At 70.3% G+C, this 26431-nt stretch carries 25 protein-coding genes; 10 read left to right on the forward strand and 15 right to left on the reverse strand.

Annotated elements, in window-relative coordinates; all coding sequences use genetic code 11:
• Positions 1-5: 5 nt before the first annotated feature.
• Genes hisF through hisD form a run of 8 tightly spaced genes read right to left on the reverse strand, consistent with a single transcriptional unit; the run spans position 6 to position 5708 of the window.
• Positions 6-761 carry an imidazole glycerol phosphate synthase subunit HisF gene (gene hisF, locus ACQEV2_RS10715; RefSeq protein ID WP_433039007.1) on the reverse strand — a complete coding sequence of 252 codons (756 nt, stop codon included), beginning with the start codon at positions 759-761 and terminating at the stop codon, positions 6-8.
• A complete protein-coding gene (locus ACQEV2_RS10720; protein ID WP_433039008.1) occupies positions 758-1156 on the reverse strand; it encodes a RidA family protein in 399 nt (132 codons plus the stop codon). Before ACQEV2_RS10720 ends, hisF begins: the two co-directional genes overlap by 4 nt.
• Positions 1153-1878, reverse strand: a complete 726-nt coding sequence (gene priA / locus ACQEV2_RS10725; protein ID WP_433039010.1) for a bifunctional 1-(5-phosphoribosyl)-5-((5-phosphoribosylamino)methylideneamino)imidazole-4-carboxamide isomerase/phosphoribosylanthranilate isomerase PriA — start codon at positions 1876-1878, stop codon at positions 1153-1155. Before priA ends, ACQEV2_RS10720 begins: the two co-directional genes overlap by 4 nt.
• Positions 1879-1882: 4 nt before the next feature.
• Positions 1883-2524 (reverse strand): imidazole glycerol phosphate synthase subunit HisH, encoded by a 642-nt coding sequence (hisH, locus tag ACQEV2_RS10730; protein WP_433039011.1) that lies wholly within the window; start codon positions 2522-2524, stop codon positions 1883-1885.
• On the reverse strand, positions 2521-2685 hold the full coding sequence (locus ACQEV2_RS10735; RefSeq protein ID WP_031483405.1) for a hypothetical protein: 165 nt from the start codon (positions 2683-2685) through the stop codon (positions 2521-2523). The genes hisH and ACQEV2_RS10735 overlap by 4 nt, the downstream gene beginning before the upstream one ends.
• A gap of 4 nt (positions 2686-2689) precedes the next feature.
• The gene (gene hisB / locus ACQEV2_RS10740) at positions 2690-3283 is read right to left on the reverse strand and encodes an imidazoleglycerol-phosphate dehydratase HisB (RefSeq protein WP_037889654.1); all 594 of its coding nucleotides are present in this window, start codon (positions 3281-3283) and stop codon (positions 2690-2692) included.
• Complete coding sequence (locus ACQEV2_RS10745; RefSeq protein WP_433039014.1) at positions 3280-4386, reverse strand: histidinol-phosphate transaminase; 1107 nt, start codon at positions 4384-4386, stop codon at positions 3280-3282. The genes hisB and ACQEV2_RS10745 overlap by 4 nt, the downstream gene beginning before the upstream one ends.
• On the reverse strand, positions 4383-5708 hold the full coding sequence (gene hisD, locus ACQEV2_RS10750; RefSeq protein WP_433039016.1) for a histidinol dehydrogenase: 1326 nt from the start codon (positions 5706-5708) through the stop codon (positions 4383-4385). The genes ACQEV2_RS10745 and hisD overlap by 4 nt, the downstream gene beginning before the upstream one ends.
• A gap of 179 nt (positions 5709-5887) precedes the next feature.
• Here hisD and ACQEV2_RS10755 point away from each other — a divergent pair, with 179 nt between their 5' ends.
• The 4 genes from ACQEV2_RS10755 (at position 5888) to ybaK (ending at position 10021) form a co-directional block, all read left to right on the forward strand.
• On the forward strand, positions 5888-7465 hold the full coding sequence (locus ACQEV2_RS10755) for an oxidoreductase (RefSeq protein WP_433039018.1): 1578 nt from the start codon (positions 5888-5890) through the stop codon (positions 7463-7465).
• A gap of 180 nt (positions 7466-7645) precedes the next feature.
• Positions 7646-8722: a hypothetical protein gene (locus ACQEV2_RS10760; protein ID WP_433039020.1), complete on the forward strand. Its 1077-nt coding sequence runs from the start codon at positions 7646-7648 to the stop codon at positions 8720-8722.
• A gap of 11 nt (positions 8723-8733) precedes the next feature.
• Entirely contained in the window at positions 8734-9471 is a 738-nt protein-coding gene (locus ACQEV2_RS10765; protein ID WP_433039022.1) for an LON peptidase substrate-binding domain-containing protein, read from the forward strand.
• 43 nt (positions 9472-9514) lie between these two features.
• On the forward strand, positions 9515-10021 hold the full coding sequence (gene ybaK, locus ACQEV2_RS10770; RefSeq protein ID WP_433039024.1) for a Cys-tRNA(Pro) deacylase: 507 nt from the start codon (positions 9515-9517) through the stop codon (positions 10019-10021).
• A gap of 167 nt (positions 10022-10188) precedes the next feature.
• On the opposite strand, the gene ACQEV2_RS10775 is transcribed toward ybaK, so the two are convergent.
• The 5 genes from ACQEV2_RS10775 to ACQEV2_RS10795 form a co-directional block, all read right to left on the reverse strand.
• On the reverse strand, positions 10189-11136 hold the full coding sequence (locus tag ACQEV2_RS10775; protein ID WP_433039026.1) for a hypothetical protein: 948 nt from the start codon (positions 11134-11136) through the stop codon (positions 10189-10191).
• Positions 11137-11207: 71 nt separating this feature from the next.
• Positions 11208-11999 carry an AAA family ATPase gene (locus ACQEV2_RS10780; RefSeq protein ID WP_433039028.1) on the reverse strand — a complete coding sequence of 264 codons (792 nt, stop codon included), beginning with the start codon at positions 11997-11999 and terminating at the stop codon, positions 11208-11210.
• 34 nt (positions 12000-12033) lie between these two features.
• On the reverse strand, positions 12034-12858 hold the full coding sequence (locus ACQEV2_RS10785; RefSeq protein WP_433039030.1) for an ABC transporter permease: 825 nt from the start codon (positions 12856-12858) through the stop codon (positions 12034-12036).
• Between the two features lie 100 nt (positions 12859-12958).
• Complete coding sequence (locus ACQEV2_RS10790) at positions 12959-13933, reverse strand: ABC transporter ATP-binding protein (protein ID WP_433039032.1); 975 nt, start codon at positions 13931-13933, stop codon at positions 12959-12961.
• A 215-nt stretch (positions 13934-14148) separates the two neighbouring features.
• On the reverse strand, positions 14149-15369 hold the full coding sequence (locus ACQEV2_RS10795) for an NYN domain-containing protein (protein WP_433039034.1): 1221 nt from the start codon (positions 15367-15369) through the stop codon (positions 14149-14151).
• Between the two features lie 247 nt (positions 15370-15616).
• Between ACQEV2_RS10795 and ACQEV2_RS10800 the strand changes: the two genes are divergently transcribed.
• Positions 15617-15781, forward strand: coding sequence for a hypothetical protein (locus tag ACQEV2_RS10800; RefSeq protein ID WP_433039036.1), 165 nt, complete (start codon positions 15617-15619; stop codon positions 15779-15781).
• A 100-nt stretch (positions 15782-15881) separates the two neighbouring features.
• Here ACQEV2_RS10800 and dnaE read toward each other — a convergent pair whose 3' ends face one another.
• Positions 15882-19421 carry a DNA polymerase III subunit alpha gene (gene dnaE, locus ACQEV2_RS10805; RefSeq protein WP_433039038.1) on the reverse strand — a complete coding sequence of 1180 codons (3540 nt, stop codon included), beginning with the start codon at positions 19419-19421 and terminating at the stop codon, positions 15882-15884.
• Positions 19422-19655: 234 nt separating this feature from the next.
• Here dnaE and ACQEV2_RS10810 point away from each other — a divergent pair, with 234 nt between their 5' ends.
• From ACQEV2_RS10810 to ACQEV2_RS10830, 5 genes are all read left to right on the forward strand, one after another.
• Entirely contained in the window at positions 19656-20996 is a 1341-nt protein-coding gene (locus ACQEV2_RS10810; protein ID WP_433039040.1) for a DUF2252 domain-containing protein, read from the forward strand.
• Positions 20997-21085: 89 nt separating this feature from the next.
• Positions 21086-21784: a hypothetical protein gene (locus tag ACQEV2_RS10815; RefSeq protein ID WP_433039042.1), complete on the forward strand. Its 699-nt coding sequence runs from the start codon at positions 21086-21088 to the stop codon at positions 21782-21784.
• 77 nt (positions 21785-21861) lie between these two features.
• Positions 21862-22701 (forward strand): thioredoxin domain-containing protein, encoded by an 840-nt coding sequence (locus ACQEV2_RS10820; RefSeq protein ID WP_433039044.1) that lies wholly within the window; start codon positions 21862-21864, stop codon positions 22699-22701.
• A 92-nt stretch (positions 22702-22793) separates the two neighbouring features.
• Positions 22794-24455, forward strand: a complete 1662-nt coding sequence (locus ACQEV2_RS10825) for an alkaline phosphatase D family protein (RefSeq protein ID WP_433039046.1) — start codon at positions 22794-22796, stop codon at positions 24453-24455.
• A gap of 319 nt (positions 24456-24774) precedes the next feature.
• Positions 24775-25767 carry a zinc metalloprotease gene (locus tag ACQEV2_RS10830; RefSeq protein WP_433039048.1) on the forward strand — a complete coding sequence of 331 codons (993 nt, stop codon included), beginning with the start codon at positions 24775-24777 and terminating at the stop codon, positions 25765-25767.
• A 2-nt stretch (positions 25768-25769) separates the two neighbouring features.
• Here the strand turns inward: ACQEV2_RS10830 and ACQEV2_RS10835 are convergent, their stop codons facing one another.
• Entirely contained in the window at positions 25770-26339 is a 570-nt protein-coding gene (locus ACQEV2_RS10835; RefSeq protein ID WP_433039050.1) for a dienelactone hydrolase family protein, read from the reverse strand.
• Positions 26340-26431: the final 92 nt, after the last annotated feature.

Consider the following 26431-nt stretch of genomic DNA (forward strand, 5'->3'; position numbering starts at 1 on the left):
CCCCGCTAGCGGACGGCGTGCCCCGCCGCCCGCAGGGTCTCCTTCACCTCGCCGATCCGCAGATCCCCGAAGTGGAACACGGAGGCAGCGAGCACCGCGTCCGCCCCCGCCCCGACGGCCGGCGGGAAGTCGTCGAGCTTGCCGGCGCCGCCGGAGGCGATCACCGGGATCGTCACGTGCTTGCGTACCGCCCGGATCATCTCCAGGTCGTAGCCGTCCTTCGTGCCGTCCGCGTCCATCGAGTTGAGCAGGATCTCTCCCGCGCCCAGCTCCGCGGCCCGGTGCGCCCACTCGACGGCGTCGATGCCGGTGCCCTTGCGGCCGCCGTGGGTGGTGACCTCGAAGGTGCCTTCCGGAGTGCGCCGCGCGTCGACCGACAGCACCAGCACCTGCCGCCCGAACCGCTCGGCGATCTCGCGGATCAGGTCGGGGCGGGCGATGGCGGCGGTGTTGACGCCCACCTTGTCCGCGCCCGCGCGCAGCAGCCGGTCCACGTCCTCGGCCGTACGGACGCCGCCGCCGACCGTCAGCGGGATGAACACCTGCTCGGCGGTGCGGCGCACCACGTCGTACGTCGTCTCGCGGTTGCCCGACGAGGCGGTGATGTCCAGGAACGTCAGCTCGTCGGCGCCCTCGGCGTCGTACACCTTGGCCATCTCGACGGGATCGCCCGCGTCGCGCAGGTTCTGGAAGTTGACGCCCTTGACGACCCGGCCGTTGTCCACGTCCAGGCAAGGGATGACTCGAACGGCCAGGGTCATGACTCGGGTGCCTCTCGGTACGCCTCCACCTCGACCTCGACGACCAGGCTGGGGTCCACGAAGCCGGAGACGATGATCATGGATGTGGCGGGCCGGACGGCGTCGAACAGCTCCTTGTGAGCGCGTCCGACCTCGTCCACGTCCCGGGCGTGGGTGATGTACATGCGCGTACGTACGACGTCGTCGCGGCCGAGGCCCACCTGCTCCAGCGCCGCGAAGGCGACGTTGAAGGCGTTGACCGTCTGCTCGTACGGACCGCCTCCGGCGATCTGGCCGTCGACTATGGACGTGCAGCCGGAGACCAGCACCAGGCCGTTCGGCAGCTCGACCGCCCGGGAGTAGCCGAAGTCCTCCTCCCAGGGCGCACCCGTCGTGACGCGTCGTACGCCGCTCACCGGGCTACCGCCTCCAGGGCCTCTTCCAGGGTGAACGCCTTCGCGTACAGGGCCTTCCCGACGATGGAGCCCTCGACACCGAGGGGCACCAGCTCGGCGATGGCCCGCAGGTCGTCCAGGGACGAGACGCCGCCGGAGGCGACGACCGGACGGTCCGTCGCCGCGCAGACGTTCTTCAGCAGCTCCAGGTTCGGGCCCTGGAGGGTGCCGTCCTTGGCGATGTCCGTGACGACGTAGCGGGCGCAGCCCTCCTTGTTGAGGCGCTCCAGCGTCTCGTAGAGGTCGCCGCCGTCGCGGGTCCAGCCGCGGCCGCGCAGGGTGGTGCCGCGTACGTCGAGGCCTACGGCGATCTTGTCGCCGTGCTCGGCGATGACCTTGGCGACCCACTCGGGGGTCTCCAGGGCGGCCGTGCCGAGGTTCACGCGCGTGCAGCCGGTGGCGAGGGCGGCGGCCAGGGAGGCGTCGTCGCGGATGCCGCCGGACAGCTCGACCTTGATGTCCATCGCCTTGGTGACCTCGGCGATCAGCTCCCGGTTGTCGCCGGTGCCGAACGCGGCGTCCAGGTCGACCAGGTGCAGCCACTCGGCGCCCGCCCGCTGCCAGGCCAGGGCGGCCTCCAGCGGGGAACCGTAGGAGGTCTCGGTGCCGGACTCGCCGTGCACGAGGCGGACGGCCTGGCCGTCGCGGACGTCGACGGCGGGGAGGAGTTCGAGCTTGGCCATGTCTCTACAGGGTTCCGATCCAGTTGGTGAGCAGCTGCGCTCCGGCGTCGCCGGACTTCTCGGGGTGGAACTGGGTGGCCCACAGGGCGCCGTTCTCCACGGCGGCCACGAAGGGCTTGCCGTGCGTCGCCCAGGTGACCTTGGGAGCGGTCATCGCCGGGTTGTGCGTCTCCAGATTCCAGTCGTGGACGGCGTAGGAGTGCACGAAGTAGAAGCGCGCGTCCGCGTCCAGGCCGGCGAACAGCTCGGAGCCGGCCGCCACGTCCACGGTGTTCCAGCCCATGTGGGGCACGATGTCGGCCTGCAACGGCTCGACCGAGCCGGGCCACTCGCCGAGGCCCTCGGTCTCGACGCCGTGCTCGATGCCGCGCGCGAACAGGATCTGCATACCGACGCAGATGCCCATCACGGGACGTCCGCCGGACAGCCGGCGGTCGATGATCCAGTCGCCGCGGGCCTCCGTGAGCCCCTGCATGCAGGCGGCGAAGGCGCCGACGCCCGGCACCAGCAGGCCGTCGGCGTTCATGGCCCTGTCGAAGTCACGGGTGATCTCGACGTCGGCTCCCGCGCGCGCGAGGGCGCGTTCGGCGGAGCGGACGTTGCCGAAGCCGTAGTCGAAGACCACGACCTTTTTGGACTCGGTCAATTCCACACCTCCAGCCTCAGGACGCCCGCGACGAGACACATCGCGGCGCCTATCGAGAGCAGCACGATGAGGCCCTTCGGCATCTGCTGCTTGACGAAGGAGTAGATGCCGCCGACCAGGAAGAGGCCGACGACGATCAGCAGGGTCGACAGACCGTTCATGGCTTTACAGCGCACCCTTCGTGGAGGGAAGGATGCCGGCCGCGCGCGGGTCCCGCTCGGAGGCGTACCGCAGGGCCCGCGCCAGCGCCTTGAACTGGCACTCCACGATGTGGTGGGCGTTGCGCCCGTACGGCACGTGCACGTGCAGCGCGATCTGCGCCTGGGCGACGAAGGACTCCAGGATGTGCCGGGTCATCGTGGTGTCGTACTCGCCGATCATCGGCGCCATGTTCTCGGGCTCGGTGTGCACGAGGTACGGGCGGCCGCTGAGGTCGACCGTCACCTGGGCCAGCGATTCGTCAAGGGGAACCGTGCAGTTGCCGAATCGATAAATCCCCACCTTGTCGCCGAGCGCCTGTTTGAAGGCGGCGCCCAGCGCGAGGGCGGTGTCCTCGATGGTGTGGTGGGAGTCGATGTGCAGGTCGCCCTCGGTCTTCACGGTCAGGTCAAACAGACCGTGCCGGCCGAGCTGGTCGAGCATGTGGTCGTAGAAGCCGACGCCGGTCGACACATCGACCTGGCCCGTGCCGTCCAGGTTTATCTCGACGAGGACCGAGGTCTCCTTGGTCACCCGCTCCACGCGTCCTACGCGGTTCATGCGCTCTGCTCCTTCTTCAGTTCACGTACCGCGTCGAGGAACGCGTCGTTCTCTTCGGGGGTTCCGGCGGTCACGCGCAGCCATCCGGGCACGCCGTTGTCCCGGACCAGGACGCCCCGGTCGAGGATCTTCTGCCAGACGGCGTGCGCGTCGTCGAACCGTCCGAACTGCACGAAGTTGGCGTCCGACGCCGTGACGTCGTAGCCGATGGCGACCAGTTCGCTCACCAGCCGGTCCCGCTCCGCCTTCAGCTGCTCGACGTACTTCAGCAGCGTGTCGGTGTGTTCGAGGGCGGCCAGGGCGGTCGCCTGGGTGACGGCCGACAGGTGGTACGGCAGCCGTACGAGCTGGACGGCGTCCACCACCGCCGGGTGCGCGGCGAGATAGCCGAGGCGCAGGCCGGCCGCGCCGAAGGCCTTCGACATCGTCCGGGAGACGACCAGATTCGGCCGGCCTTCGAGCAGCGGCAGCAGCGAGTCGCCGTGGCTGAACTCGATGTACGCCTCGTCGACCACCACCATCGAGGGCTTGGCGGCCTGCGCGGCCTCGTACAGGGCGAGGACCGTCTCGGGCGGGACCGCGTTGCCGGTGGGGTTGTTGGGCGTGGTGATGAAGACGACGTCCGGCCGGTTCTCGGCGATCGCCTTCTGGGCGGCGGCGAGGTCGATCGTGAAGTCGTCGTTGCGGGGTCCGGAGATCCATCCGGTGCCCGTGCCGCGCGCGATGAGGCCGTGCATCGAGTACGACGGCTCGAAGCCGATGGCCGTACGGCCCGGTCCGCCGAAGGTCTGCAGCAGCTGCTGGATGACCTCGTTGGACCCGTTGGCCGCCCACACGTTCGCGAGGCCCACCTCGTAACCGGACGTGTCCGTCAGGTACTTGGCGAGCTGGGTGCGCAGCTCGACCGCGTCCCGGTCCGGGTAGCGGTTGAGGTTCCGGGCCGCCTCGCGGACCCGCTCGGCGATGCGCTCGACGAGGGGCTCGGGCAGCGGGTAGGGGTTCTCGTTGGTGTTCAGCCGTACGGGGACGTCGAGTTGGGGCGCGCCATAGGGGGACTTGCCGCGCAGCTCGTCCCGTACGGGGAGATCGTCGATGCCAGTCACTTGCCTTCAGGAACCTTCCAACCGAACCGAGCCTTGACGGCCGCACCGTGCGCCGGCAGGTCCTCCGCCTCCGCCAGCGTGACCACGTGATGCGCGACCTCGGCCAGCGCGTCCTTGGTGTAGTCGACGATGTGGATGCCCCGCAGGAACGACTGCACGGACAGCCCGGAGGAGTGGCAGGCGCAGCCGCCGGTCGGCAGCACGTGGTTGGAGCCCGCGGCGTAGTCGCCGAGCGAGACCGGCGCCCAGGGGCCGATGAAGATCGCGCCGGCGTTGCGCACCCGGTCGGCCACGGCGGCCGCGTCGGCCGTCTGGATCTCCAGGTGCTCGGCGCCGTACGCATCGACGACCCGCAGGCCCTCGTCCACGCCGTCGACCAGGACGATCGCGGACTGCTTGCCCTTGAGGGCCGGGACGATCCGGTCGTCGATGTGCTTGGTGGCCGCGACCTGCGGCTCCAGCTCCTTCTCCACCGCGTCCGCGAGCTCCACGGAGTCGGTGACGAGGACGGCCGCGGCGAGCGGGTCGTGCTCGGCCTGGCTGATCAGGTCGGAGGCGACGTGCACCGGGTCGGCGGTGGAGTCGGCCAGGATCGCGATCTCGGTCGGGCCCGCCTCGGCGTCGATGCCGATCTTGCCGGTGAAGTAGCGCTTGGCCGCGGCGACCCAGATGTTGCCGGGGCCGGTGACCATGTTGGCGGGCGGGCAGGACTCGGTGCCGTACGCGAACATCGCGACGGCCGTCGCACCGCCGGCCGCGTACACCTCGTCGACGCTGAGCAGCGCGCACGCGGCGAGGATCGTCGGGTGCGGCAGGCCGTTGAACTCGGCCTGGGCGGGCGAGGCCAGGGCGATCGACTCGACGCCGGCCTCCTGGGCGGGCACGACGTTCATGACCACGGAGGACGGGTACACCGAGCGGCCGCCGGGCGCGTAGAGCCCGACCCGCTCGACCGGCACCCACTTCTCGGTGACCGAGCCGCCGGGCACGACCTGGGTGGTGTGCGTCGTACGGCGCTGCTCGCGGTGGACGAGCCGGGCGCGGCGGATGGACTCCTCCAGGGCCGCGCGCACGGCCGGGTCGAGTTCCTCCAGCGCGCGGCTGAGCGCCGCGGGCGCCACCCGCACCTGGTCGAGCCTGACGCCGTCGAACTTCTCGGCGAAGTCGATCAGCGCCGCGTCGCCCCGATGATGCACGGCCTCGCAGATCGGACGCACCTTCTCCAGGGCGGCCTGAACGTCGAACTCGGCTCGGGGCAGCAGGTCACGCAGGGCGGGGCCCTCGGGAAGGGCGTCGCCGCGCAGATCGATTCGGGAGATCACGGGCTCAATTCTCTCAGACCCGGGTCGCGAGCCGTCCGCGCATTCCAGTGGCTGATACGCGCGTCGTCAGGAACCCGGAAGATCCCCTTCACGTCTAGCGTTCGGGGCGTTACTCAGCGGGCATGAACGGTTGTACGAGGACAAACGACCCGCGAGTAGACGGGGAGGAAGGTAAAGCTGTGACCGAGGGGCCCGGCACCCCGGACGGGGAACTGCCGGACGGTCTGACCGCCGCCGAGATAGGCATGTGGCAGGCCTTCCGCAATGGCACCGTGTACGACCTGAGCAGCGGCGACACGGTCGTCGACGATCCGCACGGCGGGCATCCCTGGGGTGAGGAGCGGACCGTACGCGCGCGGATCGTCTGCTGGCTGCTGCTGGACGGACCGCCCGCCCTCGCGGGCCGGGTGTCGTCGCTGAAGCTGGTCGGCGTGCGGATCAGCGACACGATGGACCTCGCGGGCGGCACGGTGGTGCCGTACGTCGAGATGCGCGGCTGCCGCTTCGATCAGGAGATCCGGCTGCCGGAGGCCCACTTCACCACCGTGCGGCTGGTCGGCTGCTCGGTGCCGCGTCTGGAGGCGGCCCGGGTGCACACCGAGGGTGACCTGCACCTGCCGCGCTGCCGCTTCCACAACGGGGTACGGCTCACCGACGCGCAGATCGGCACGGATCTGCTGCTCAATCAGGCGATCGTCTACCGGGACCGCAGCGGCCGGTCGATCGCCGCGGACGGCATCAACGTCGGCCAGGACTTCCAGGCCGAGATGCTGGAGTCGCACGGCGAGCTGAGTCTGCGCGGCGCGAACATCGGCGTGTCGCTCAGCCTGCGGGGCGCGCGGCTGGTCAACCCGTACACGCGGCTCGCGCTGAACGCCCCCCAGCTGACCGTCGGGCGCACCCTCTATCTGACCCCGGCGGGCATCGGCAGCCCGCTGCTGAGCGGCCGCACACCCGCGCGCGGGACACGCATCCAGCGGTTCGCCTGCCAGGGCGGGGTGCGGCTGGACGACGGTCGGTTCGGGGACGCTGTCGACCTGGAGCGGGCCCGGTTCACCTTCACCGACGAGCAGGAGCTGTCGCTGCGCCGCATCCAGACGCCCGAGCTGCGCTTCCTCGGGGAGCGGCCGGAGCGCGGCGGGGTGGTGCTGTCGGGGGCGCGGGTCGTCAACCTGATGGACCGGGCGGACGCCTGGCCGGGTCCCGGCCTGCTGCACATGGGCGGCTTCACCTACGAGAACCTCGTCCCGCGCGGCCCGTTCCCGCTTGAGCGACGGCTGGAGTGGGTGGCCGCGGCGACCGCCGAGTACAACCCGGAACCGTACGAGCGGCTGGCCTCCGTGCTGCGGGCGGGCGGTGAGGACGAGGACGCGCGCGAGGTGCTGCTCGCCAAGCAGCGCCGCCGCCGCGAGACCCTGCCGCCCGCGGCCAAGCTGTGGGGGTACGCGCAGGACTGGACGGTCGCCTACGGCTACCGGCCGGGCCGGGCCGCCGTATGGATGGCGGTGCTGTGGGCGGCGAGTTCGGTGGCCTTCGCGTACGCCGACCATCCCCCGCTGAAGGGCGGCGAGCATCCGACCTGGAACCCGGCCCTGTTCGCCCTCGATCTGCTGCTGCCGGTCATCGAACTGGGGCAGGTCGGGTTCTGGCAGCTGAGCGGTGGCTGGCAGTGGCTCGCCGCGGCGATGATCCTGCTGGGCTGGATCCTGGCGACGACGGTGGCGGCGGGGGCCACGCGGCTGCTGCGACGGAACTGACCCGGCGGAGTTTCGCAGAATTTCCCTGAGTTTTGTGAGGTCAGTGGGGTTCTTGAGGAGAACATACGAATGTCGGACAGTTGTTGAACCGTTGACCTTTACCGGTTCTTGACCCATCCGCGTACAACTTTCCACGGGTTGTCCGTTCCCTCTGGCGCGGGTAGGACCAGCGGTCTTTCAATGGTCGACACCATGGCTCTGCTGCTCCCGTTCGGCCGTGCGTCCCGGACGACAAGGAACGTAGAACACCCCGCCGTCGGGCTCCCCGCCGACGGCGAGGTGCTCCTCGACGCGCCCGACGACCACCTCGGACCCGCGCTGGTCGCGGCCGGGCGGGGCGCGTACGAACCTGCTGCCCGGCTGCTCGCCGCCACCCGGCTCGGGGCACGGTGGGAGTCCCGCGACGGGTATGTGCTGCGCCTTGCCGCCTTCGCCCGCTCGCGGCCCGAGTGGCTGCAGGCCTGGAGCGCGGCCGCCCCGCACGATCCGGACGCGCTGCTGGTCCAGGCCCAGCTCGCGGTGGACCGCGCCTGGCAGTCACCGGCCCGGGCCGAGCAGCTGCGCGGGGTGAGCCCGCTGATCACGGCCGCCGCTCGCGCCGACGACCGCGACCCGGTGCCGTGGCGGATCGCGCTGGACCACGCGCGCGGCTCCCGCGCCGGGCACACCTACTTCGGGGAACTGTGGGAGGCGGCGCTGCGGCGCGCCCCGCTCCACTACGGCTGCCATGTGGCCGCCCTGCGCTACCTGGCCACGTCCTGGCACGGCTCCCACCGGGAGTGCTTCGACTTCGCCGACCGGGCGGCCCAGGATGCCCCGGCCGACTCCCTCGTGCAGGCGTTGCCGACCCGGGCCGCCTTCGCCTACCTGACCGACGGCTGCGGTCCGGGCGTGCCGCCGGAGCGGCTGGACGCGGCGGCCGACCGGGCCATCGCGCTCTCCTCCCTGTTCCCTGCGGCCGACCTCTGGCCGGCCGGGATGCGCAACAAGCTGGCGTACGTCCTGGTACGGCTGGGCCGCTGGGAGGACGCCCTGGAGCAGCTGCGCCTGATCGGCCCGTACGCCACGTCCTTCCCGTGGGGCCGGTTCTCGGAGGATCCGCTGGGCCGGTTCCTGGAGGTACGCGAGGAGGTCCGGGCGCGGGCGGCTGCCGCCGCTCCGCGGGATGCGCGCGCGGGTCACCCACGGACCGGTCCTCCAGGGGCCGGTCATCCACGGAGTGGGCACGCCGGACGTGTTCAGCCCGGTGACCACTAGGCTTTGACGCCGTGACCGTCCGCCTTCCGCTCTTCCCCCTGAACTCGGTGCTGTTCCCGGGGCTCGTGCTGCCACTGAACGTCTTCGAGGAGCGCTATCGCGCCATGATGCGCGAACTCCTGAAAACCCCCGAGGAGGAACCGCGCCGCTTCGCCGTCGTGGCGATCCGCGACGGCCACGAGGTGGCCCAGAGCGCCCCCGGCATGCCGGATCCCACATCCATCCCCGAGCGCGGCCCGGCGGCGGGCTTCGGCCCGGACCCGCTCAAGGCGTTCCACGGGGTGGGCTGCGTGGCGGACGCGGCGACGATCCGGGAGCGGGCCGACGGCACCTTCGAGGTACTGGCGACAGGAACGACGCGCGTACGCCTGCTGTCGGTGGACGCGTCGGGCCCGTTCCTGACGGCGGAACTGGAAGAACTCACGGAGGAGCCGGGCGACGAGGCGGGGGCGCTGGCGGAGGGGGTCCTGCGGGCCTTCCGCCAGTACCAGAAGCGCCTGGCGGGCGCCCGCGAACGCTCCCTGTCCACGGCCGCCGAACTTCCGGACCAGCCCTCGGTCGTCTCCTACCTGGTGGCGGCCGCGATGATGCTGGACACCCCGACCAAGCAGCGCCTGCTGCAATCCCCCGACACGGCGTCCCGCCTGCGCGACGAGCTGAAACTCCTTCGCACCGAGACCTCGATCATCCGTACCCTGCCGTCGCTGCCGGCGTCGGACCTGACGCGCGGCCCGACGAGTCTCAACTGACGCACAGCCTTACTGAAGCACAGCCTTCTGGGGAACCGGCCACATGGCGAAGAAGTCGAAGAAGCAACAGCAGCAGCCCGGCGGCACGCCCGCGACGGTGGCACTCACCGCAGCCGGCGTCTCGTACACGATGCACTCCTACGACCACGACCCCTCCCACCCCTCCTACGGTGAGGAAGCGGCCGAGGCGATGGGCGTCTCCCCGGACCGGGTCTTCAAGACCCTGGTGGCGGACGTGGACGGCAACCTGACCGTGGCGGTGGTCCCGGTGGCGGGCCAGCTGGACCTCAAGGCCCTGGCATCGGCCGTCGGCGGCAAGCGCGCGACGATGGCCGACCCGGCCCTGGCGGAACGCACCACCGGATACGTCCGGGGCGGCATCTCCCCGTTGGGCCAGCGCAAGAAGCTCCCGACGGTCCTGGACGCATCGGCCTCCGCCCACGCCACGATCTGCGTCTCCGCGGGCCGCCGCGGCCTGGAGGTCGAACTCTCCCCCGAAGCCCTGACCAAGCTCACGAACGCGGCCCTCGCCCCCATCGGGCGTGCGTGACCCCTCGACGCCCACGGCATCCTCGGCTAACTACGAAGGACATGTCGAAGAAAACACGCAAACGCAAGTGGCGCACCAAGAAGGGCCGCTCGAACCACGGCCACCGCCCGGCGTAGACACCGGCACCTCCAGGGGGCGCACGCCCCCTGGCAGGGGTCCGCTCGACGTCAGGTCGGTGGCCGACCGGCCGGGGCCCAGCCCTGGCTGGCAGTCACCTCACGTGCGATGCCCCGCCACTGGGCCTCACCGCCCGGCAGCGGCCAGGCCCAGGTGCGCTGTGGCGCCGTATGCAGTTCGTGGAGGCGGCGGGCCAGGGACGGTCCCGCGATGGCGGCACCATCCGGGACAGCGGCCCCATGGCTGGCGCGCAGCTCGGCGAAGCGCGCCAGTTCTGCCTCGTAACGCTGCACTGCCTGCCCGGTGCCTGCGACCACCTCATCGCTCGGTGAGATGCGGTCCAGTTGCAGCAGCGGGGGCGCGGTCGACTCGGCGATCGCCGCGGCGAGTCGCGCATGGCCGTCCAGGATCAGATGGCAGTCCAAGCCGCTGACCCACCACAGCAGGACGGGCGGGAGCGTCCCGTCACGGGCCTGCTTGCGGTACGCCTTGACCCGGCCGTCGCCCGCGTCGGGCATGCGCCGCAGGGCGAGGACCTCCCACGAGCCGGAATGGACGAACCAGTCGATGTATCCGTCCGGATGCCCCTCGATGAGCATGGAGGCCCAGTACTCGGACTGCGGCAGGTGGCCGTGGTTCCAGCGCAGCAGCGGGCTGTCCTGCGAGATCAGCCATCGGCCGTCGTGCAGAGGGCTGCCGGGCGCGTCGAGCAGGCACTGGGCGAAGCGGTACGCCCAGCGATCCAGCCGACCGGCCAGAGCCCGTCCTGTCTCGGCACGCAGCGGCGGGACGACAGAGCGGTACGCGTCGGTGCGCCAGAACTCCACGCCACAGTGGTCCTCGTCGACAGCGGCAAGGAGCACAGGCCGCGACTGCTGGGCGAGAAGCAGCCGTCGCTCGGCGCTGAAAAGGCACAGACCCGGTTGGCGACGCGCCTGTATCTCCAGGGACAAGCCGGTCCACGTGCCGTCGTCCCGAGTGATGTCCGTGCGCCGCATGCCGAGACCCTAAGGGACGCGCGTGTTCGACCGCGCAGTTGGTCTCCGGCGCGAACGCGCCCCCCGGAGCCCTACACCGGCGGCGCCCCGTACGGCCCCTGCTGCGCATGCCCCTCCGCATGCTGCTGATACGGATCCCCGTCCCGCGGTCCGAACAACGCCATCAGCCCGAGATGCACCACCAGCGCAGCCAGCGGCCACACCAGCCACACCCCCTTGGCCCCCAGCTTCAACGGCGCAGAGAAGGCAACCCCCTTCCCCACATCCTTCGCGTGGGCGATCACATCCTCGGTCGGCCCGAGCCACACCCCCACCCGCCAGGCCAGCAACGACCCGAGAAACCCCCCGACGGCCAGCGCCACCACCAACGGCACGCCCCCACGCCGCCGTATGAGAAACACGGCAACCGCACTCACCAGCCCGAACGCGAGCGCAAGCAGAGTGAACGTTCCGTCCACCCCGACCGCCTGCTCGCCCTCGGTGTCCTTGAAGTAGACGACCCAGTTCTCGTCGACGACGTCCCCGACCAGCGGCACACTGGGGGCCAGCCACCACCACAGCACCCCGAGCAGCGCCCCACAGAGCGCCACCACCACCGTGACCAGGGCAGCCTCTCGCACTTCGGTCTTCATCCCGGGACCGTCCTGTCCGTACGAACCATGGACGCCGTACATGGCGTACCCGCCGTGCGGGCCCTGGGGACCCTGGAGGCTCTGGGGACCGGGAGGACCGGAGGAACCGGACGGGGCGCCGTACCCGGCGTCATGCGGCGCGGAGGCCGCGTGCCCGGCAGCGGGCGGCTGCCACGCATTGTTCGGGGACTGGTCACGCGGCGGCGGTGGTGGAGTCAGCGGAGCGGTCACCCTGCCATCGTGCCAGGCCGACCTGTGCGGCGCGTCACCGGACGGCCGCCCGGCGGTACGCCCAGGTGGCGACGGCCAGCGAGACGACCCCGACCATCCCGCACACCGCGAGGTCCCTGAGCACGAAGGCCCAGTCGGGATGCGGCCCGAACGTCCGCGCGAAGGCCTCCACGCCGTACGTCGACGGCAGCAGATCCCGCGCGAGCCGCACCGCCTCCGGCATCCGGTCGGCCGGCAGCACGCCCAGCAGCAGCGCCGCGGACATCCCCAACTGCCCGAGCAGCGTGGCCAGTTCGGGACGAGGGGCGAGCAGCCCGAGGGCCGCCCCCAGCCCCGCCAGCGCGGCTCCGGCCAACGGGATCACCGCCGCCAGCACCCACAGATGCGCCACCGGCAACCCGAACAGCACACACCCGAAGACGGCCGTCACCACGGTCCCCGGCACGGTGAAGGAGGCGTACGCCCCGGCCGCCCCCAGCACCACCGCGGCCGGCGGCACCGGCAGCGTGGCGTAGTGGTCGAGCCCGCCGCTGGCCCGCAGCTGCCCGAAGTACTGCGCGAGCAGATTCAGCGCGACGAAGGCCACCACGAGCACCGCCGACCCGGCCACCACGGCCTGCGCCTCGGCCCCGCCGTCCACGACTCCGCGCATCAGGACCATGATCCCGATCGACTGGAAGGTCGCCACGAACAGCAGCGGGATCCGCGCGACCCGCGCACGGGACAGCTGCGCCCGGTACACGGCGCACAGCGACGGCCACAGCCGGGCGCGCGGCCCGAGCTCGGCCGCGGCCGGAGCGGCCGTCTCGTCCACGGCCAGGGCGCTGCCCGGCAGAACCTCGGCGGGTACGACACTCACGTGGCGCTGCTCCCTTTCACACTGGGGATCACTGGGGAGGTGGCCCTGTTCCCTGCGGTGACCCTGCTCCGTACGGATACGGATACGACAGTCCGTGTGCTCACGCCTTCACCAGCCCCTGCTGTGCGGCCCCACCCAGCGCCAGATACACGTCCTCCAGGCTCGGCGTGGCGAGCGTGAAGTCGTCCAGCGCGGCGAAGGCGGCCCCGCCGGTGACGGTGGCGACGACCGCGCGCGCCTCCTCGGGGGCGAGCCGCAGCGTCCAGCGCCGCCCGGACTCCACGGCCCGGTCCTGCAGCGCGGCGACCTCGGGTACGTCCAGGGGCGCCCGGTCCCGCCACAGCAGCTCGACGCGCACCTCGCCCGCGACGCGTTCCTTGAGCCCGGACGGCGTGTCGCAGGCGATCACGCGGCCCCGGTCGAGCACCGCGACCCGGTCGAGCACGGTCTCGGCCTCGATGACGTTGTGGGTGACGAGCAGCACGGTCGTCCCCAGCTCGGCCCGCCGCCGGTCCACAGCCGACCACACGGCCCGCCGCGCCACCGGGTCCATCGCGGTGGTCGGCTCGTCGAGCACGAGCAACGGCCGCTCCCCCACCAGCGCGGCGGCGAAACAGGCCAGCCGCCGCTGCCCGCCGGACAGCTTCTTCAGCGGCCGCCCGGCGATCGGCGTGAGCCCCAGCTCGTCGAGTACGGCGTCCCGCTCGGCCCGCGCCTGCCGCACGTCCAGGCCGCGCAGCCGCCCGGTGGTCTCGGCGGCGAGCGACACGGTCAGCTCGTCGAGGGCGGTCGACTCCTGTCCGAGGTAGGCGAGGATGCGCGCGGCCCGCTCCGGGTGCCGCACGATGTCGTGCCCGAGAATCTCCACGCTGCCGCGGTCGGGGCGCATCAGCCCGGTGAGCTGCCGTACGAGAGTGGTCTTGCCGGCGCCGTTCGGCCCGAGCAGTCCGAAGATCTCGCCGCGCCGGATGTCCAGCCGTACGTCGTCGGTGGCCCGTACCTCGGGCGTCCCGGGCGTCCCGCGCCGCCCGCGTACCGCCGGATAGGTCTTGGTCAGCCCGCGCACGGCGCACACGACATCACCACTGTGCCGAAGTGCCTGTGCCGCGCGCGTACTCACAAGGGACGAGACTACGGGGTCCGGCCCCCGGCTCCGCCCTCGGGTCGGCCACTCGGCACAAATCGCCAGCTCGCGGTCACAAATCCCCCTGTCCCGGTAAATCCACCGCAACGGCGCTCAACCACGACGGCGAAGTCCGGCGGTGACGAACTCACCGCAACCCACCCGGTTCACTCACCCGCAGGCGCATGCTCCGCCGCGGTCCGCACATCGATCTCCCGCCAGAACCCGGCCCGGATCGCATACCGATCATGCTCGTCGATCTGGTCGTCCTTGTGCGCGAGCAGCCCGAACCGGGCCGCGTACCTGAGCAGCTCTCCGTCGATCCGATGCGGAATCCGCGGATACATCCCGGACAGCCGCTGCAGATGGCTCTGGTCCCCCAGCCGCCCCATCCACCGCCGCGCGAACACCTGCCCCACCTCGTACGGATCGCCGCCGACCGTCGTGATGTCCTCCTCCCGGTCGGCCCACCGCTGCTCCGCCGTGGTCAGCTGCGCGAGCGTCGGCATCGAGGCGGCCTCGGGCGACTCGGCCGCGACGCCGGGCCGGTCGACCCACCCTTTGTCGGAGGACCAGCGCAGCGTCGCGCTCGCCGGGGGCTGGGCCTGCTGCAAGCCGGGCGCACGCAGGGCGGCGAGGTCCTTCGGCGTGGGCACGCCCTTGGGTGCCGGCACCCGCTCCTGCGTGCCGTTCTCCGAGGCGGCGACCGCGGGGGCGTGCCGGCCCTCGTCGGCGGACCGCTCGGCCGGCGCCGCCAGCGCGGAGTCGGGCAGCGGCGCGGACAGAATCGCGGCGATCTCGGGGCGGGGGGCGGGCGGGGGCGCGCAGACTCCGGTGAGCTCCTTGGCGCGTACGGCCTTGGTGATCCACGTACGGTCGAGGACGCGCCGCTCGTCGGCCTCGGCGACCAGGTCCTCGGACTGGTTGTAATCGCCGTCGGCGGCCTGCACCGCCCACAGGTGTACGGCGACTCCGTGCTCCTTGGCGGCCATCATGCCCGGCAGCAGATCGCCGTCTCCGGTCACCAGCACCACGTCGGAGCAGGCGCGGTTGCGGGCCAGCTCGGTGAGCTCGGCGTGCATCGCGGCGTCCACGCCCTTCTGGGCCCAGCGGCCGTCGCTGCGGGTCAGGGCGCCCAGCCGGACGGTGACCCGGGGCATCACGCGCAGCCTGCGGTGCTCGGGCTGGGGGACGCGGTCGGGGGCGCCGTCGAACCAGTAGATGCGCAGCAGGGGCTGCTGGGTGTCGGACTCGGCGCGCTCGCGCAGTCCTTGAATGAGGGCGGTGTGGTCGACGGTGATCCGGGACCGGGAGGGCTCCCCGGCGAGGAGGCTGGCGGCGGCCCCCAGCAGATACCCGGCGTCCACCAGGACGATGCAGCGGTCCACGCGACTCACCCTCTTCCTGGGAGGTTTGCTTCGGGCTTCCTTCGAGTCTGCCCGACCGCGCGGGGGTTAACGGGGCGAACTCGATCTTCGGCGTGGCGTTTCGGGGCATCGCCACCGTGGCGCGCCATGCCCCACGCCCCGACAACCGCTGTTACACAGGGTAATTATCCGAAATGCGTTCTTTATCAGCCTATGTGAATCTGGTCGCGGCCCTGGCCCCTAGATCCCCCACAGGAGGCAGATCACCATGGCCAAGAACAAGAAGCAGGACCGAAAGCAGCCGCAGCCCGAGCGTGGTCAGCAGCAGGCCCAGCAGTCCACGATGGAGACGCAGGCCGAGCCGCGCATCACACCGGTGACGCCGGGCGACATGGCCCGCAAGGGCCGGCAGAAGCGCTTCGGTCACAACTGACATCTGCATAACGGGTTGTTGAGACCCAGGCACATGAAGAGGGGCGTGTCCCGTGCGGGACGCGCCCCTCTCGCGATCACCTCGGCGGCTGCCCTGCCGCTCAGCCCGCCAGGCAGGACGGTCCGAGCAGCACCTTCAGGTCGCCGAACAGCGCCGGGTCCGGCTTCACCCGGTGCCGGTCGAGACGCAGCACCGTGGTCTTGGTCGGGCCCTGGAGCTTGATGCGGACCTCGCTCTCGCCCTTGTGGTGGCTGAGGATCTCGCCGAGGCGGCTGACCATCGGCGGGGTGACCCTGGTGGCGGGGATGGTGAGGATCACGGGCGCGTTGGTGCCTGCGTTCGACAGGTCGGGGACCTGGAGCTCCATCGCGACCAGGCGCGGCACGTCCTCGCGCTTGTCGAGGCGGCCCTTGACGAACACGACGGCGTCCTCGACGAGTTGGGTCGAGACGAGCTGGTACGTCGCCGGGAAGAACATGCACTCGATGGAACCGGCGAGGTCCTCGACGGTGGCGATCGCCCAGGCGTTGCCCTGCTTGGTCATCTTGCGCTGCAGGCCGGAGATGATGCCGCCGATGGTGACGACCGCGCCGTCCGCGTGCTCACCTCCGGTGAGCTGGGCGATGCCCGCGTCGGCCTTGTCGGACAGCACGTGCTCCAGGCCGAAGAGCGGGTGGTCGGAGACGTACAGGCCGAGCATCTCCCGCTCCTGGGCGAGCAGATAGGTCTTGTCCCACTCCTCGTCCGTGAACTGCACGTCGAGTCCGAAGCCGGGCTCGTTGCTCTCCTCCTCGCCCATGCCGCCGAAGAGGTCGAACTGGCCCTCTGCCTCCTTGCGTTTGACCGCGACCACGTTGTCGATCATCGGCTCGAAGTGCGCGGTGAGGCCCTTGCGGGTGTGCCCCAGGCTGTCGAAGGCGCCCGCCTTGATCAGCGACTCCGTGGTGCGCTTGTTGCAGGCGGCCGCGTCGATCTTGTCGAGGTAGTCGGGGAAGGAGGCGTACTTGCCCTTGGCCTTGCGGGCCTTGATGATCGACTCGACCACGTTCGTACCGACGTTGCGCACGGCTTCGAGGCCGAAGAGGATCACGTCGTCGCCCTGGGCGGCGAAGTTGTGCACCGACTCGTTGACGTTCGGCGGGAGCACCTTGATGCCCATGCGACGGCACTCGTTGAGGTAGACGGCCGACTTGTCCTTGTCGTCCTTGACGGAGGTCAGGAGCGCGGCCATGTACTCGGCGGGGTGGTTGGCCTTCAGGTAGGCGGTCCAGTACGAGACCAGGCCGTACGCGGCGGAGTGCGCCTTGTTGAAGGCGTAGCCGGCGAAGGGCACCAGCACATCCCACAGGGCCTGGATCGCTTCGTCGCTGTAGCCGTTCTTGCGGGCGCCGGCCTGGAAGATGACGAAGTTCTTCTCCAGCTCCTCGGGCTTCTTCTTGCCCATCACGCGCCGGAGGATGTCGGCTTCGCCGAGTGAGTAGCCCGCGATGATCTGGGCGGCCTTCTGCACCTGCTCCTGATAGACGATCAGGCCGTAGGTGACGTCCAGGACTTCCTTGAGGGGCTCTTCGAGCTCCTTGTGGATGGGGGTGATCTCCTGCTGGCCGTTCTTGCGAAGGGCGTAGTTGGTGTGGGAGTTCATGCCCATCGGGCCCGGGCGGTACAGGGCCGACACGGCGGAGATGTCTTCGAAGTTGTCCGGCTTCATCAGGCGCAGCAGCGAGCGCATGGGGCCGCCGTCGAACTGGAAGACGCCGAGGGTGTCGCCGCGCTGGAGCAGTTCGAAGGTCGTGGGGTCGTCCAGCGGGAGGCTGAGGAGATCGATGTCGATCCCCTTGTTGGACTTCACCATCTTGACGGCGTCGTCCATGATCGTCAGGTTGCGCAGGCCCAGGAAGTCCATCTTCAGCAGGCCGAGCGACTCACAGCTCGGGTAGTCCCACTGGGTGATGGTCACGCCGTCGGTGTGCCTGACCCAGACGGGGACGTGCTCGGTGATGGTCTCGCTGGACATGATCACGCCGGCGGCGTGCACACCCATCTGCCGGACCAGGCCCTCGACGCCCTTCGCGGTGTCGATGACCTTCTTCACGTCCGGTTCGTTCTCGTACATCGACCGGACCTCGCCCGCCTCCGAGTACCGGGGGTGGTTGGGGTCGGTGATGCCGGAGAGCGGGATGCCCTTGCCGAGGACGTCGGCGGGCATGGCCTTGGTGATGCGGTCGCCCATCGCGTACGGGTAGCCCAGCACGCGCGCGGAGTCCTTGATCGCGTTCTTGGCCTTGATGGTGCCGTACGTGCCGATCATGGCGACCTTGTCGGCGCCGTACTTCTCGGTCACGTACCGGATCACCTCGACGCGCCTGCGCTCGTCGAAGTCGATGTCGACATCGGGCATCGAGATGCGCTCGGGGTTGAGGAACCGCTCGAAGATCAGGCCGTGCGGGATGGGGTCGAGGTCGGTGATGCCCAGGGCGTAGGCGACGATCGAGCCGGCCGCGGAGCCTCGGCCGGGGCCGACCGCGATGCCCTGCTTCTTGGCCCACATGATGAAGTCGGCGACGACGAGGAAGTAGCCGGGGAAGCCCATCGAGATGATGGTGTCCATCTCGTACTCGGCCTGCTTCTGGCGGTCCTCGGGGATGCCGCCCGGGAAGCGGCGCTCCATGCCGCGGCGGACCTCCTCCTTGAACCAGGTGACCTCGGTGTAGCCCTCGGGGATGTCGAACTTGGGCATGAGGTCGCGCTTCTCGAACATGCCGGTGGTGTCGACCATCTCGGCGACGAGGAGCGTGTTGGCGCAGCCCTGCTGCCAGGCGTCCGAGGAGTCGATGGCGTACATCTCGTCCGTGGACTTGAGGTAGTAGCCGGTGCCGTCGAACTTGAAGCGGTCCGGGTCGGAGAGGTTCTTGCCGGTCTGGATGCACAGCAGCGCGTCGTGGGCGCCCGCCTCGTGCGCGTACGTGTAGTGCGAGTCGTTGGTGACCAGCGGGGGGATGCCGAGCTTCTTGCCGATCTCCAGGAGGCCGTCGCGGACCCGGTGCTCGATGTCGATGCCGTGGTCCATCAGCTCCAGGAAGTACTTGTCCTTGCCGAAGATGTCCTGGTAGTCGGCGGCCGCCTTCAGAGCCTCGTCGAACTGTCCCAGCCGCAGCCGGGTCTGGACCTCACCGGAGGGGCAGCCGGTGGAGGCCACGATCCCCTCGGACCACTGGGAGATCGTCTCCTTGTCCATACGGGGCCACTTCTGCAGCCAGCCCTCGGCGTACGCGTCCGAGGACAGGCGGAAGAGGTTGTGCAGACCCGTCTTGTTCACGGCCCACATCGTCTTGTGGGTGTAACCACCGGAACCGGAGACGTCGTCCCGCTTCTGGTGCGGCTGGCCCCACTGGATCTTGCGCTTGTTGCGCCGGGACTCGGGGGCGACATACGCCTCGATCCCGATGATCGGGGTGATTCCGGCCTTCTGCGCGGAGTGGAAGAAGTCGTACGCCCCGTGGAGGTTGCCGTGGTCGGACATGGCGATGTGCGTCATGCCCATCTCGTTGCACGCGTTGAACATGTCCTTCAGCCGCGCGGCACCGTCCAGCAGCGAGTACTGGGTGTGGACGTGCAGGTGCGTGAACGGCGGCTTCGACACGGTTCGGGCCTCCAAGGCAAACATACGTCGACAAGATCCAGAAAGGATCCCGACGGGCTGCGGACAGTCTGGGGGACAGCGTCGAAGTCTATGCCTCGGCACTGACACTCGGGCGCGTTCCCCGCGTACCTTCATCCGAAGAACGCGGGCACTCCCACGGACCCTCGCACGTTGCCGTGAGGGGAGCATCCGCCCCACACGTCATGCACCACCTGCACCAGGAGGCACCCAGCGATGTCGGTCCCCCAGCTCAACGACGAGCAGCGCGGCGACGAGATCCTCGCCGTCTTCGACACCGCCTTCGGCGAGCTCCTGGCCGCCGACCCGGCCGCGTTCCGCGTGAAGTTCCGGAAGATGGCGGCCTCGGCCTTCGCGTTCTACCGCGGCACGGCGTGCCTCTTCTACCACGACCTGACTGCAAACAATGGTTTTGGCTCGAAGCGGGGCGGACCGTACCTGGACGAGCGGACGTCCCGCGTCTGGATCCACGGTGATCTGCACGCGGAGAACTTCGGCACGTACATGGACGCCAACGGCCGGCTGATCTTCAACGTCAACGACTTCGACGAGGCGTACGTCGGCCCCTTCACCTGGGACCTCAAGCGCTTCGCCGCCTCGATCGCCCTCATCGGCTACGCCAAGGCGCTCGGCGACGAGCAGATCAGCGAGCTGGTGCGGATCTACGCGGGCGCCTACCGCGAGCGTGTGCACGCCCTGGCGACCGGCGCCAAGAGCGACGAGGTGCCGCCCTTCACCCTGGACACCGCCCAGGGCCCGCTGCTGGACGCGCTGCGCGACGCCCGCGCGCTGACCCGCTTCGGGCTGCTGGACTCGATGACCGAGATCCGTGAGTTCGAGCGCCGCTTCGCCCCGGGCGGCGGCTCGATCGAGCTGGACGCGGCCACGCGCTACAAGGTGCTCGCGGCCTTCGACGGCTATCTGGAGACGCTGCCGGACGCCTCGCTGGCCCGCCCGGACTCCTACCGGGTCAAGGACGTGGTCGGCCGTCGCGGCATCGGCATCGGATCGGCCGGGCTGCCGTCGTACAACATCCTTCTGGAGGGCCACACCGACGCCCTCGAGAACGACGTCGTGATCTACATCAAGCAGGCCCAGACCCCGGCCGTCTCCCGGCACATCACGGACCAGGCGCTGCGCGACTACTTCCAGCACGAGGGGCACCGCACGGTGATCTCCCAGCGCGCCCTGCAGGCGAACGCCGACCCGTGGCTGGGCTGGACCGAGCTGGACGGCGCGGGCCAGCTGGTCGCCGAGGTCTCGCCGTACGCCGTGGACCTGGACTGGGGCGACATCGACGACCCGGAGGAGATCGCGGCGGTCGTCGCCGACCTCGGCCGGGCCACGGCCACGATGCACGCGGCGGCGGACGACACCTCCGGCGAGTCCCTGGTGCCGTTCTCCACCGAGCGGGCCATCGACGCGGCGATCGCGGCCGACGAGGAGGGGTTCGCGGAGCTCCTGGTCGACTTCGCGCACGGCTACGGCGCACGCGCGCGTGCCGACCACCAGATCTTCGTGGACCTGTTCCGCAACGGCCGCATTCCGGGTCTGTGACGGAAAGGCCGCTCACAGGTCCCGTCCGGCCACTCACAGGCACCCTTTAAGGGTCTCTTACAGGACTACGTGACACACTCTCCTCCGCTATGGACATATCCGGGACCCAGCTACGAGCCGTACGCGCGGCGCTGTTCACGTCACTCGTCGTGACGCTCAGCACCGCGTCGCACGTGCTGCTGTCCCGCGCGCCGCTGCCGCTGAACACGGTGGCCCTGCTCACGGCCGCCGTGTTCGTCGTCGCGTACGCCCTGGCCGGCCGCGAGCGGACCTTCGGGCGGATCGCCGCGCTGCTGATCCCGCTGGAGCTGGCAGCCGACACGATCCTCACCACCGGCCAGCACGTCTGTTACGGCAGGGCGGGCGGCCCGGTCGCCGGTCCACTGCGGTCCGTCGGCTTCGACGTGCTGTGCGGCGACAACACCGCCGTGGGCACTCCCCTGGCCGGCGTGACCGCTGCCGACCCGCACCGCCTGGCCACCGTCCTCGCCCAGGCCGGCCCGGCGACGCCCTGGCTCCTGCTCGGCGCGCACATCGGCGTCGGCCTCCTCGCCGCGGCCTGGCTGCGGCGCGGCGAGCGGGCCCTGGCCCAGCTGCTGAGGGCGGTGACGGCGACGACGTTCCGCCCGCTGCTGCTGGCGGTCGCCGCGGTGACGGTAAGCCGCACCCTGCCGGTCCGCCGCCTGCCGCGCCCGGCCCGTCGTACGGGCACCGCCCGCACCCGCTTCCTCGTGCACTCCCTGGGACGGCGTGGACCGCCGTGCTCGCCCGCCTTCACCTTCGCGTGAACAGCATCTGAGCACCACAGCCCACCCCCTACGTATCCCGCACACGACGTGTGCGCGTCCCCATGGAGATCACCAGCATGAGCAAGCGGAACAGCCAGGCGGCGAAGACGGCGGCCCGGGAGCGGCTGCGCGCCGAACGCGAGCGCGAGGCCAAGCGGGCCAAGGCCAGGCGGCAGATCATCGTCGCCTGCTCGGTCGTCGGCGTCCTGGCGGCGGCGGGCGGCATAGGTTACGCCGTCGTCCAGGCGAGCAAGCCCAGCCACTGGGAGGCGGTGAAGGACGAGAAGGTCGTCGCCCCGGCCCACACCACGGGCACGAACGGCACGACCGTCGTCATCGGCAAGGACAGCGCCAAGAAGACCCTCAAGATCTACGAGGACCCGCGCTGCCCCGTCTGCGCCTCGTTCGAGCAGGCCGCCGGTTCGGTCGTCGACAAGGACATCGAGGCCGGCAAGTACAAGATCCAGTTCATCGGTGGCACCTTCCTCGACGGCGACCAGCTGAAGGACGGCAAGATCGGCGCCAACGCCGAGGGCTCCAAGAACGCGATGAGCGCCATGGGCGCCGCGCTGAACGTGAGCACGGAGGCGTTCCTCGAGTACAAGACCGCGCTCTACTCGGCGAAGTACCACCCCGAGGAGACGGACGACAAGTTCAAGGACGACGACTACCTGATCGAGATCGCGGACGCCGTCCCCGCCCTGAAGAACAACGCCAAGTTCGAGAACGCGGTGAAGGAGGGCACCTACGACGCCTGGGCGCTGGCCATGTCGAAGGCTTTCGACACCAACAAGGACGGCGTGACGGGGACCCCCAGCTTCGTCATGGACGGCAAGCAGCTGAAGACCTCCGGCCCCAACCAGCCGTGGACGGCGGAGGAGTTCACCAAGGCGGTGGACGCGGCCCTCAAGGGCTGACGCCGACGGGAGACCGGCCTTCGTCTGACAGGCGGGCGAACTTTCACAGGTTCGCCCGCCTTTGTTCATACCGATCAGTAATCTGATCGGCTGTGACCAGTCGATACAGAGCATCTGAACAGCTCAATTCCCTTACCCCTCGCCGCCGTACGGTCGTCAAGGCCGCGGCGGCGACGGCTGTCCTGGCCGGCCCGCTCGCCGTCGGCCTGCCCGCGGGTGCCGCCGAAGCGGTCCCTGCCTTCCTGCACGGCGTCGCGTCCGGTGACCCGTTGCCCGACGGCGTCCTGCTGTGGACCCGGGTGACGCCCACGCCCGAGGCGACGCCCGGCTCCGGGCTCGGCCCGGACACCGAGGTCAGCTGGGTCGTCGCGCGGGACAAGGCGCTGACGACCATCGTCGCCAAGGGCTCGGCCACCGCGACCGCCGCCTCCGACCACACCGTCAAGGCCGACATACGCGGCCTGGAGCCGGCCACCGACTACTGGTTCCGCTTCTCGGCGGGCGGCACCGACTCCCCGGTGGCGCGCACCCGCACCGCGCCGGCGGCGAGCGCGTCCGTGTCCAACCTCCGCTTCGGCGTGGTCTCCTGCGCCAGCTGGGAGGCCGGATACTTCGCCTCGTACCGCCATCTCGCGGCCCGCGGCGACCTGGACGCCTGGCTCCACCTCGGCGACTACATCTACGAGTACGGCACCGGTCAGTACGGCACACGCGGCACCGTCGTACGCCAGACCGCGCCCGCCCACGAGACCCTCACGCTCGCCGACTACCGGGTCCGGCACGGCAAGTACAAGACGGACCCGGATCTGCAGGCCCTGCACGCGAAGGCGCCCGTCATCGCGATCTGGGACGACCACGAGATCGCCAACGACACCTGGTCGGGCGGCGCCGAGAACCACACCGAGGGCGCCGAGGGCACGTGGGCCGCGCGCCAGGCCGCCGCGAAGCAGGCCTACTTCGAGTGGATGCCGGTGCGCCCGGCCGTCGCCGGCACCACCTACCGCCGGCTGCGCTTCGGCAAGCTCGCCGACCTCTCCCTGCTCGACCTGCGCTCCTTCCGCTCGCAGCAGGTCTCGGTCGGCAACGGCGAGGTCGACGACCCGGACCGCACGCTCACCGGCCGGGCCCAACTGGACTGGCTGAAGGCGGGGCTGAAGTCCTCCGACACCACCTGGCGGCTGGTCGGCAACTCGGTGATGATCTCGCCGTTCGCGATCGGCTCCCTCACCGCGGACCTGCTCAAGCCGCTCGCCAAACTGCTGGGCCTGCCGCAGGAGGGTCTCGCCCTCAACCCCGACCAGTGGGACGGTTACACGGACGACCGCCGGGAGCTGCTGGCCCATCTGCGCTCGAACGCGATCCGCAACACCGTGTTCCTGACGGGCGACATTCACATGGCGTGGGCCAACGACGTGCCGGTGGACGCCGGTACGTACCCGCTGTCGGCCTCCGCCGCCACGGAGTTCGTCGTCACCTCGGTCACCTCGGACAACCTCGACGACATCGTCAAGGTCCCCGAGGGCACGGTCTCCGCGATCGCCGCGCCGATCATCAAGTCCGCCAACCGGCATGTCCACTGGGTCGACACCGACCGCCACGGCTACGGCGTCCTGGACATCACGGCCGACCGCGCGCAGATGGACTACTACGTCCTGTCCGACAAGACGAAGCAGGACGCGACCGCGAAGTGGACCCGTTCGTACCGCACGCGCAGCGGCACGCAGAAGGTCGAGCGGACCTACGACCCTGTGTAAGAGCTGTGCCCCAGGGTCGATTTTCAGCCAACCCTGGCCCATTTGAGAGCCGTTAACCGGAGATCACATCGCTACGGCGGGTGGTGTGAGTCGCGGTCCGAATCCGGACACACCACCCGCCCGGGCGGCGGAACCCGTTACGCCGCGATCTCGGACTCTGGACGGTTGATCATTCACTTACCCCAATCGCCCCTGTTTGCCGGGTGATTGATTGGGCCTGAACGATTCTCTTCGGACATGAACATGTCCACGTAATCTCCGGGCGGCGGCCAGGAAGACCCCTGCGCCCCTCTCCCCAACGCATCAGCTAGGAGTCGGCATGCGTGCGCTTGCCCGGATATCACCCCATACGCGCAGACGTGTTCTCGCCACGACCGCGGTGGCCGGAACCCTGATGTTCGCTCCCCTCTCGGCGCCCACCACAGTCGCGGCGGCCCAGGCTCCGGCCGCCGACTGCGTCGAGGAGGCCGGCCACTCCGCGGCCCGCGAGGCCCACCCCGGACACAGCGGCGAAGCCGTCGCCGAACCGAACGAGGTCAGCGCCGCCAAGGCCCAGGCCATGGACGCCGATCTGCGCGCCAAGCTCGGCAAGCTGCCCGCCTCGGGCAGCCGCAGCCTCGCCGCGGCCGCCTCCACCACCGTCCCGGTCTACTTCCACGTCATCCACGACGGCGCGACCGGCCGGCTCGACTCCGCCGACATCAACGCCCAGTTGAGCGTCCTGAACGCGGCCTACGCCGGCCAGGGCAGCGGAAACGTCGACTCCGGCTACCAGTTCACCCTGGCCGGCACCGACTACACGGACAACGCGGCCTGGTACAACGTCGGTTACGGCTCCGCGGAGGAGAAGGCGATGAAGTCCGCCCTGCGCAAGGGCGGCGCCAACGCGCTCAACATCTACACCGCCAACCTCGGCGACGACCTCCTCGGCTGGGCGACCTTCCCCAGCTCCTACAAGTCCAGCCCGTCCATGGACGGCGTGATGCTCCTCGACGCCTCGCTGCCGGGCGGCTCGGCCGCCAACTACAACGAGGGCGACACGGCGACCCACGAGGTCGGCCACTGGATGGGCCTCTACCACACCTTCCAGGGCGGCTGTAACGGCAACGGCGACTACGTCGACGACACCCCGGCCGAGAAGAGCGCCGCCTACCAGTGCCCCGAAGGCCGCGACACCTGCACCCGCAAGGCGGGCGTGGACCCGATCCACAACTTCATGGACTACACGTACGACTCCTGCATGTACCAGTTCACCGCGGGCCAGGTGACGCGCATGCAGCAGAACTGGGCGGCGTACCGGGCCGCGGGCTGAGACTAGAGGGTCTCCAGGAAGCCGAGTGCCACCCGCCAGGTGGCCTCGGCGGCCTCCTCGTCGTAGTCCGGCAGGTCGGGGTCGGTGTAGAGGTGGCCGGCCCCGGCGTATCTGTACACCTCGACATCGGCGCCCGCTCTGCCCATCTGGAGATACCAGGCGCTCAGCCAGTCGTCCGTCTCGAACGGGTCCGGCTCGGCGACGTGCAGCTGGACCGGCAGGTCGTCCACCGAGGCGTTCGGCGCGATGTCCGACGTGCCGTGCAGGAGCAGCAGGCCGCGCGCCTTCTCGTCGCCGAGCGCTAGGGTCTGGGCGATGGAGGCGCCGAGCGAGAACCCGGCGTACACGAGGCCTCGCTCCGAGTACGGCGCGGCGGCCAGCACGGCCCGCTTCAGCAGCTCGTCCTTGCCGACCTGCTCCTTGAACTCCATGCCCTCCTCGGCCGTCTCGAACGTACGTCCCTCGAAGAGGTCCGGCGTCCACACCTCGTGTCCGGCGGCGCGCAGCCGGTCCGCGGCCTGGCGCACCGCGGGCCTGAGGCCATAGGTCGAGTGAAACAGCATGATGTTCATGAGGCCATGGTGCCAGCCGGGTACGACAGCATCGTGACCACCGCCTCACCGGCGCACATGTTCATGACCCCGCCCGACTGGTTACGTTCGGG

The sequence above is a fragment of the Streptomyces sp. CA-251387 genome (assembly GCF_050936625.1).
In the GTDB taxonomy this organism is placed as follows: domain Bacteria; phylum Actinomycetota; class Actinomycetes; order Streptomycetales; family Streptomycetaceae; genus Streptomyces.

Coding starts and splice junctions, on each gene's coding strand:
- hisF (WP_433039007.1), bottom strand. CDS start 761: ATGACCCTGGCCGTTCGAGTCATCCCTTGCCTGGACGTGGACAACGGC.
- priA (WP_433039010.1), bottom strand. CDS start 1,878: ATGGCCAAGCTCGAACTCCTCCCCGCCGTCGACGTCCGCGACGGCCAG.
- ACQEV2_RS10735 (WP_031483405.1), bottom strand. CDS start 2,685: ATGAACGGTCTGTCGACCCTGCTGATCGTCGTCGGCCTCTTCCTGGTC.
- hisB (WP_037889654.1), bottom strand. CDS start 3,283: ATGAACCGCGTAGGACGCGTGGAGCGGGTGACCAAGGAGACCTCGGTC.
- ACQEV2_RS10760 (WP_433039020.1), top strand. CDS start 7,646: ATGGTCGACACCATGGCTCTGCTGCTCCCGTTCGGCCGTGCGTCCCGG.
- ybaK (WP_433039024.1), top strand. CDS start 9,515: ATGGCGAAGAAGTCGAAGAAGCAACAGCAGCAGCCCGGCGGCACGCCC.
- ACQEV2_RS10775 (WP_433039026.1), bottom strand. CDS start 11,136: ATGCGGCGCACGGACATCACTCGGGACGACGGCACGTGGACCGGCTTG.
- ACQEV2_RS10800 (WP_433039036.1), top strand. CDS start 15,617: ATGGCCAAGAACAAGAAGCAGGACCGAAAGCAGCCGCAGCCCGAGCGT.
- ACQEV2_RS10810 (WP_433039040.1), top strand. CDS start 19,656: ATGTCGGTCCCCCAGCTCAACGACGAGCAGCGCGGCGACGAGATCCTC.
- ACQEV2_RS10815 (WP_433039042.1), top strand. CDS start 21,086: ATGGACATATCCGGGACCCAGCTACGAGCCGTACGCGCGGCGCTGTTC.
- ACQEV2_RS10820 (WP_433039044.1), top strand. CDS start 21,862: ATGAGCAAGCGGAACAGCCAGGCGGCGAAGACGGCGGCCCGGGAGCGG.
- ACQEV2_RS10830 (WP_433039048.1), top strand. CDS start 24,775: ATGCGTGCGCTTGCCCGGATATCACCCCATACGCGCAGACGTGTTCTC.
- ACQEV2_RS10835 (WP_433039050.1), bottom strand. CDS start 26,339: ATGAACATCATGCTGTTTCACTCGACCTATGGCCTCAGGCCCGCGGTG.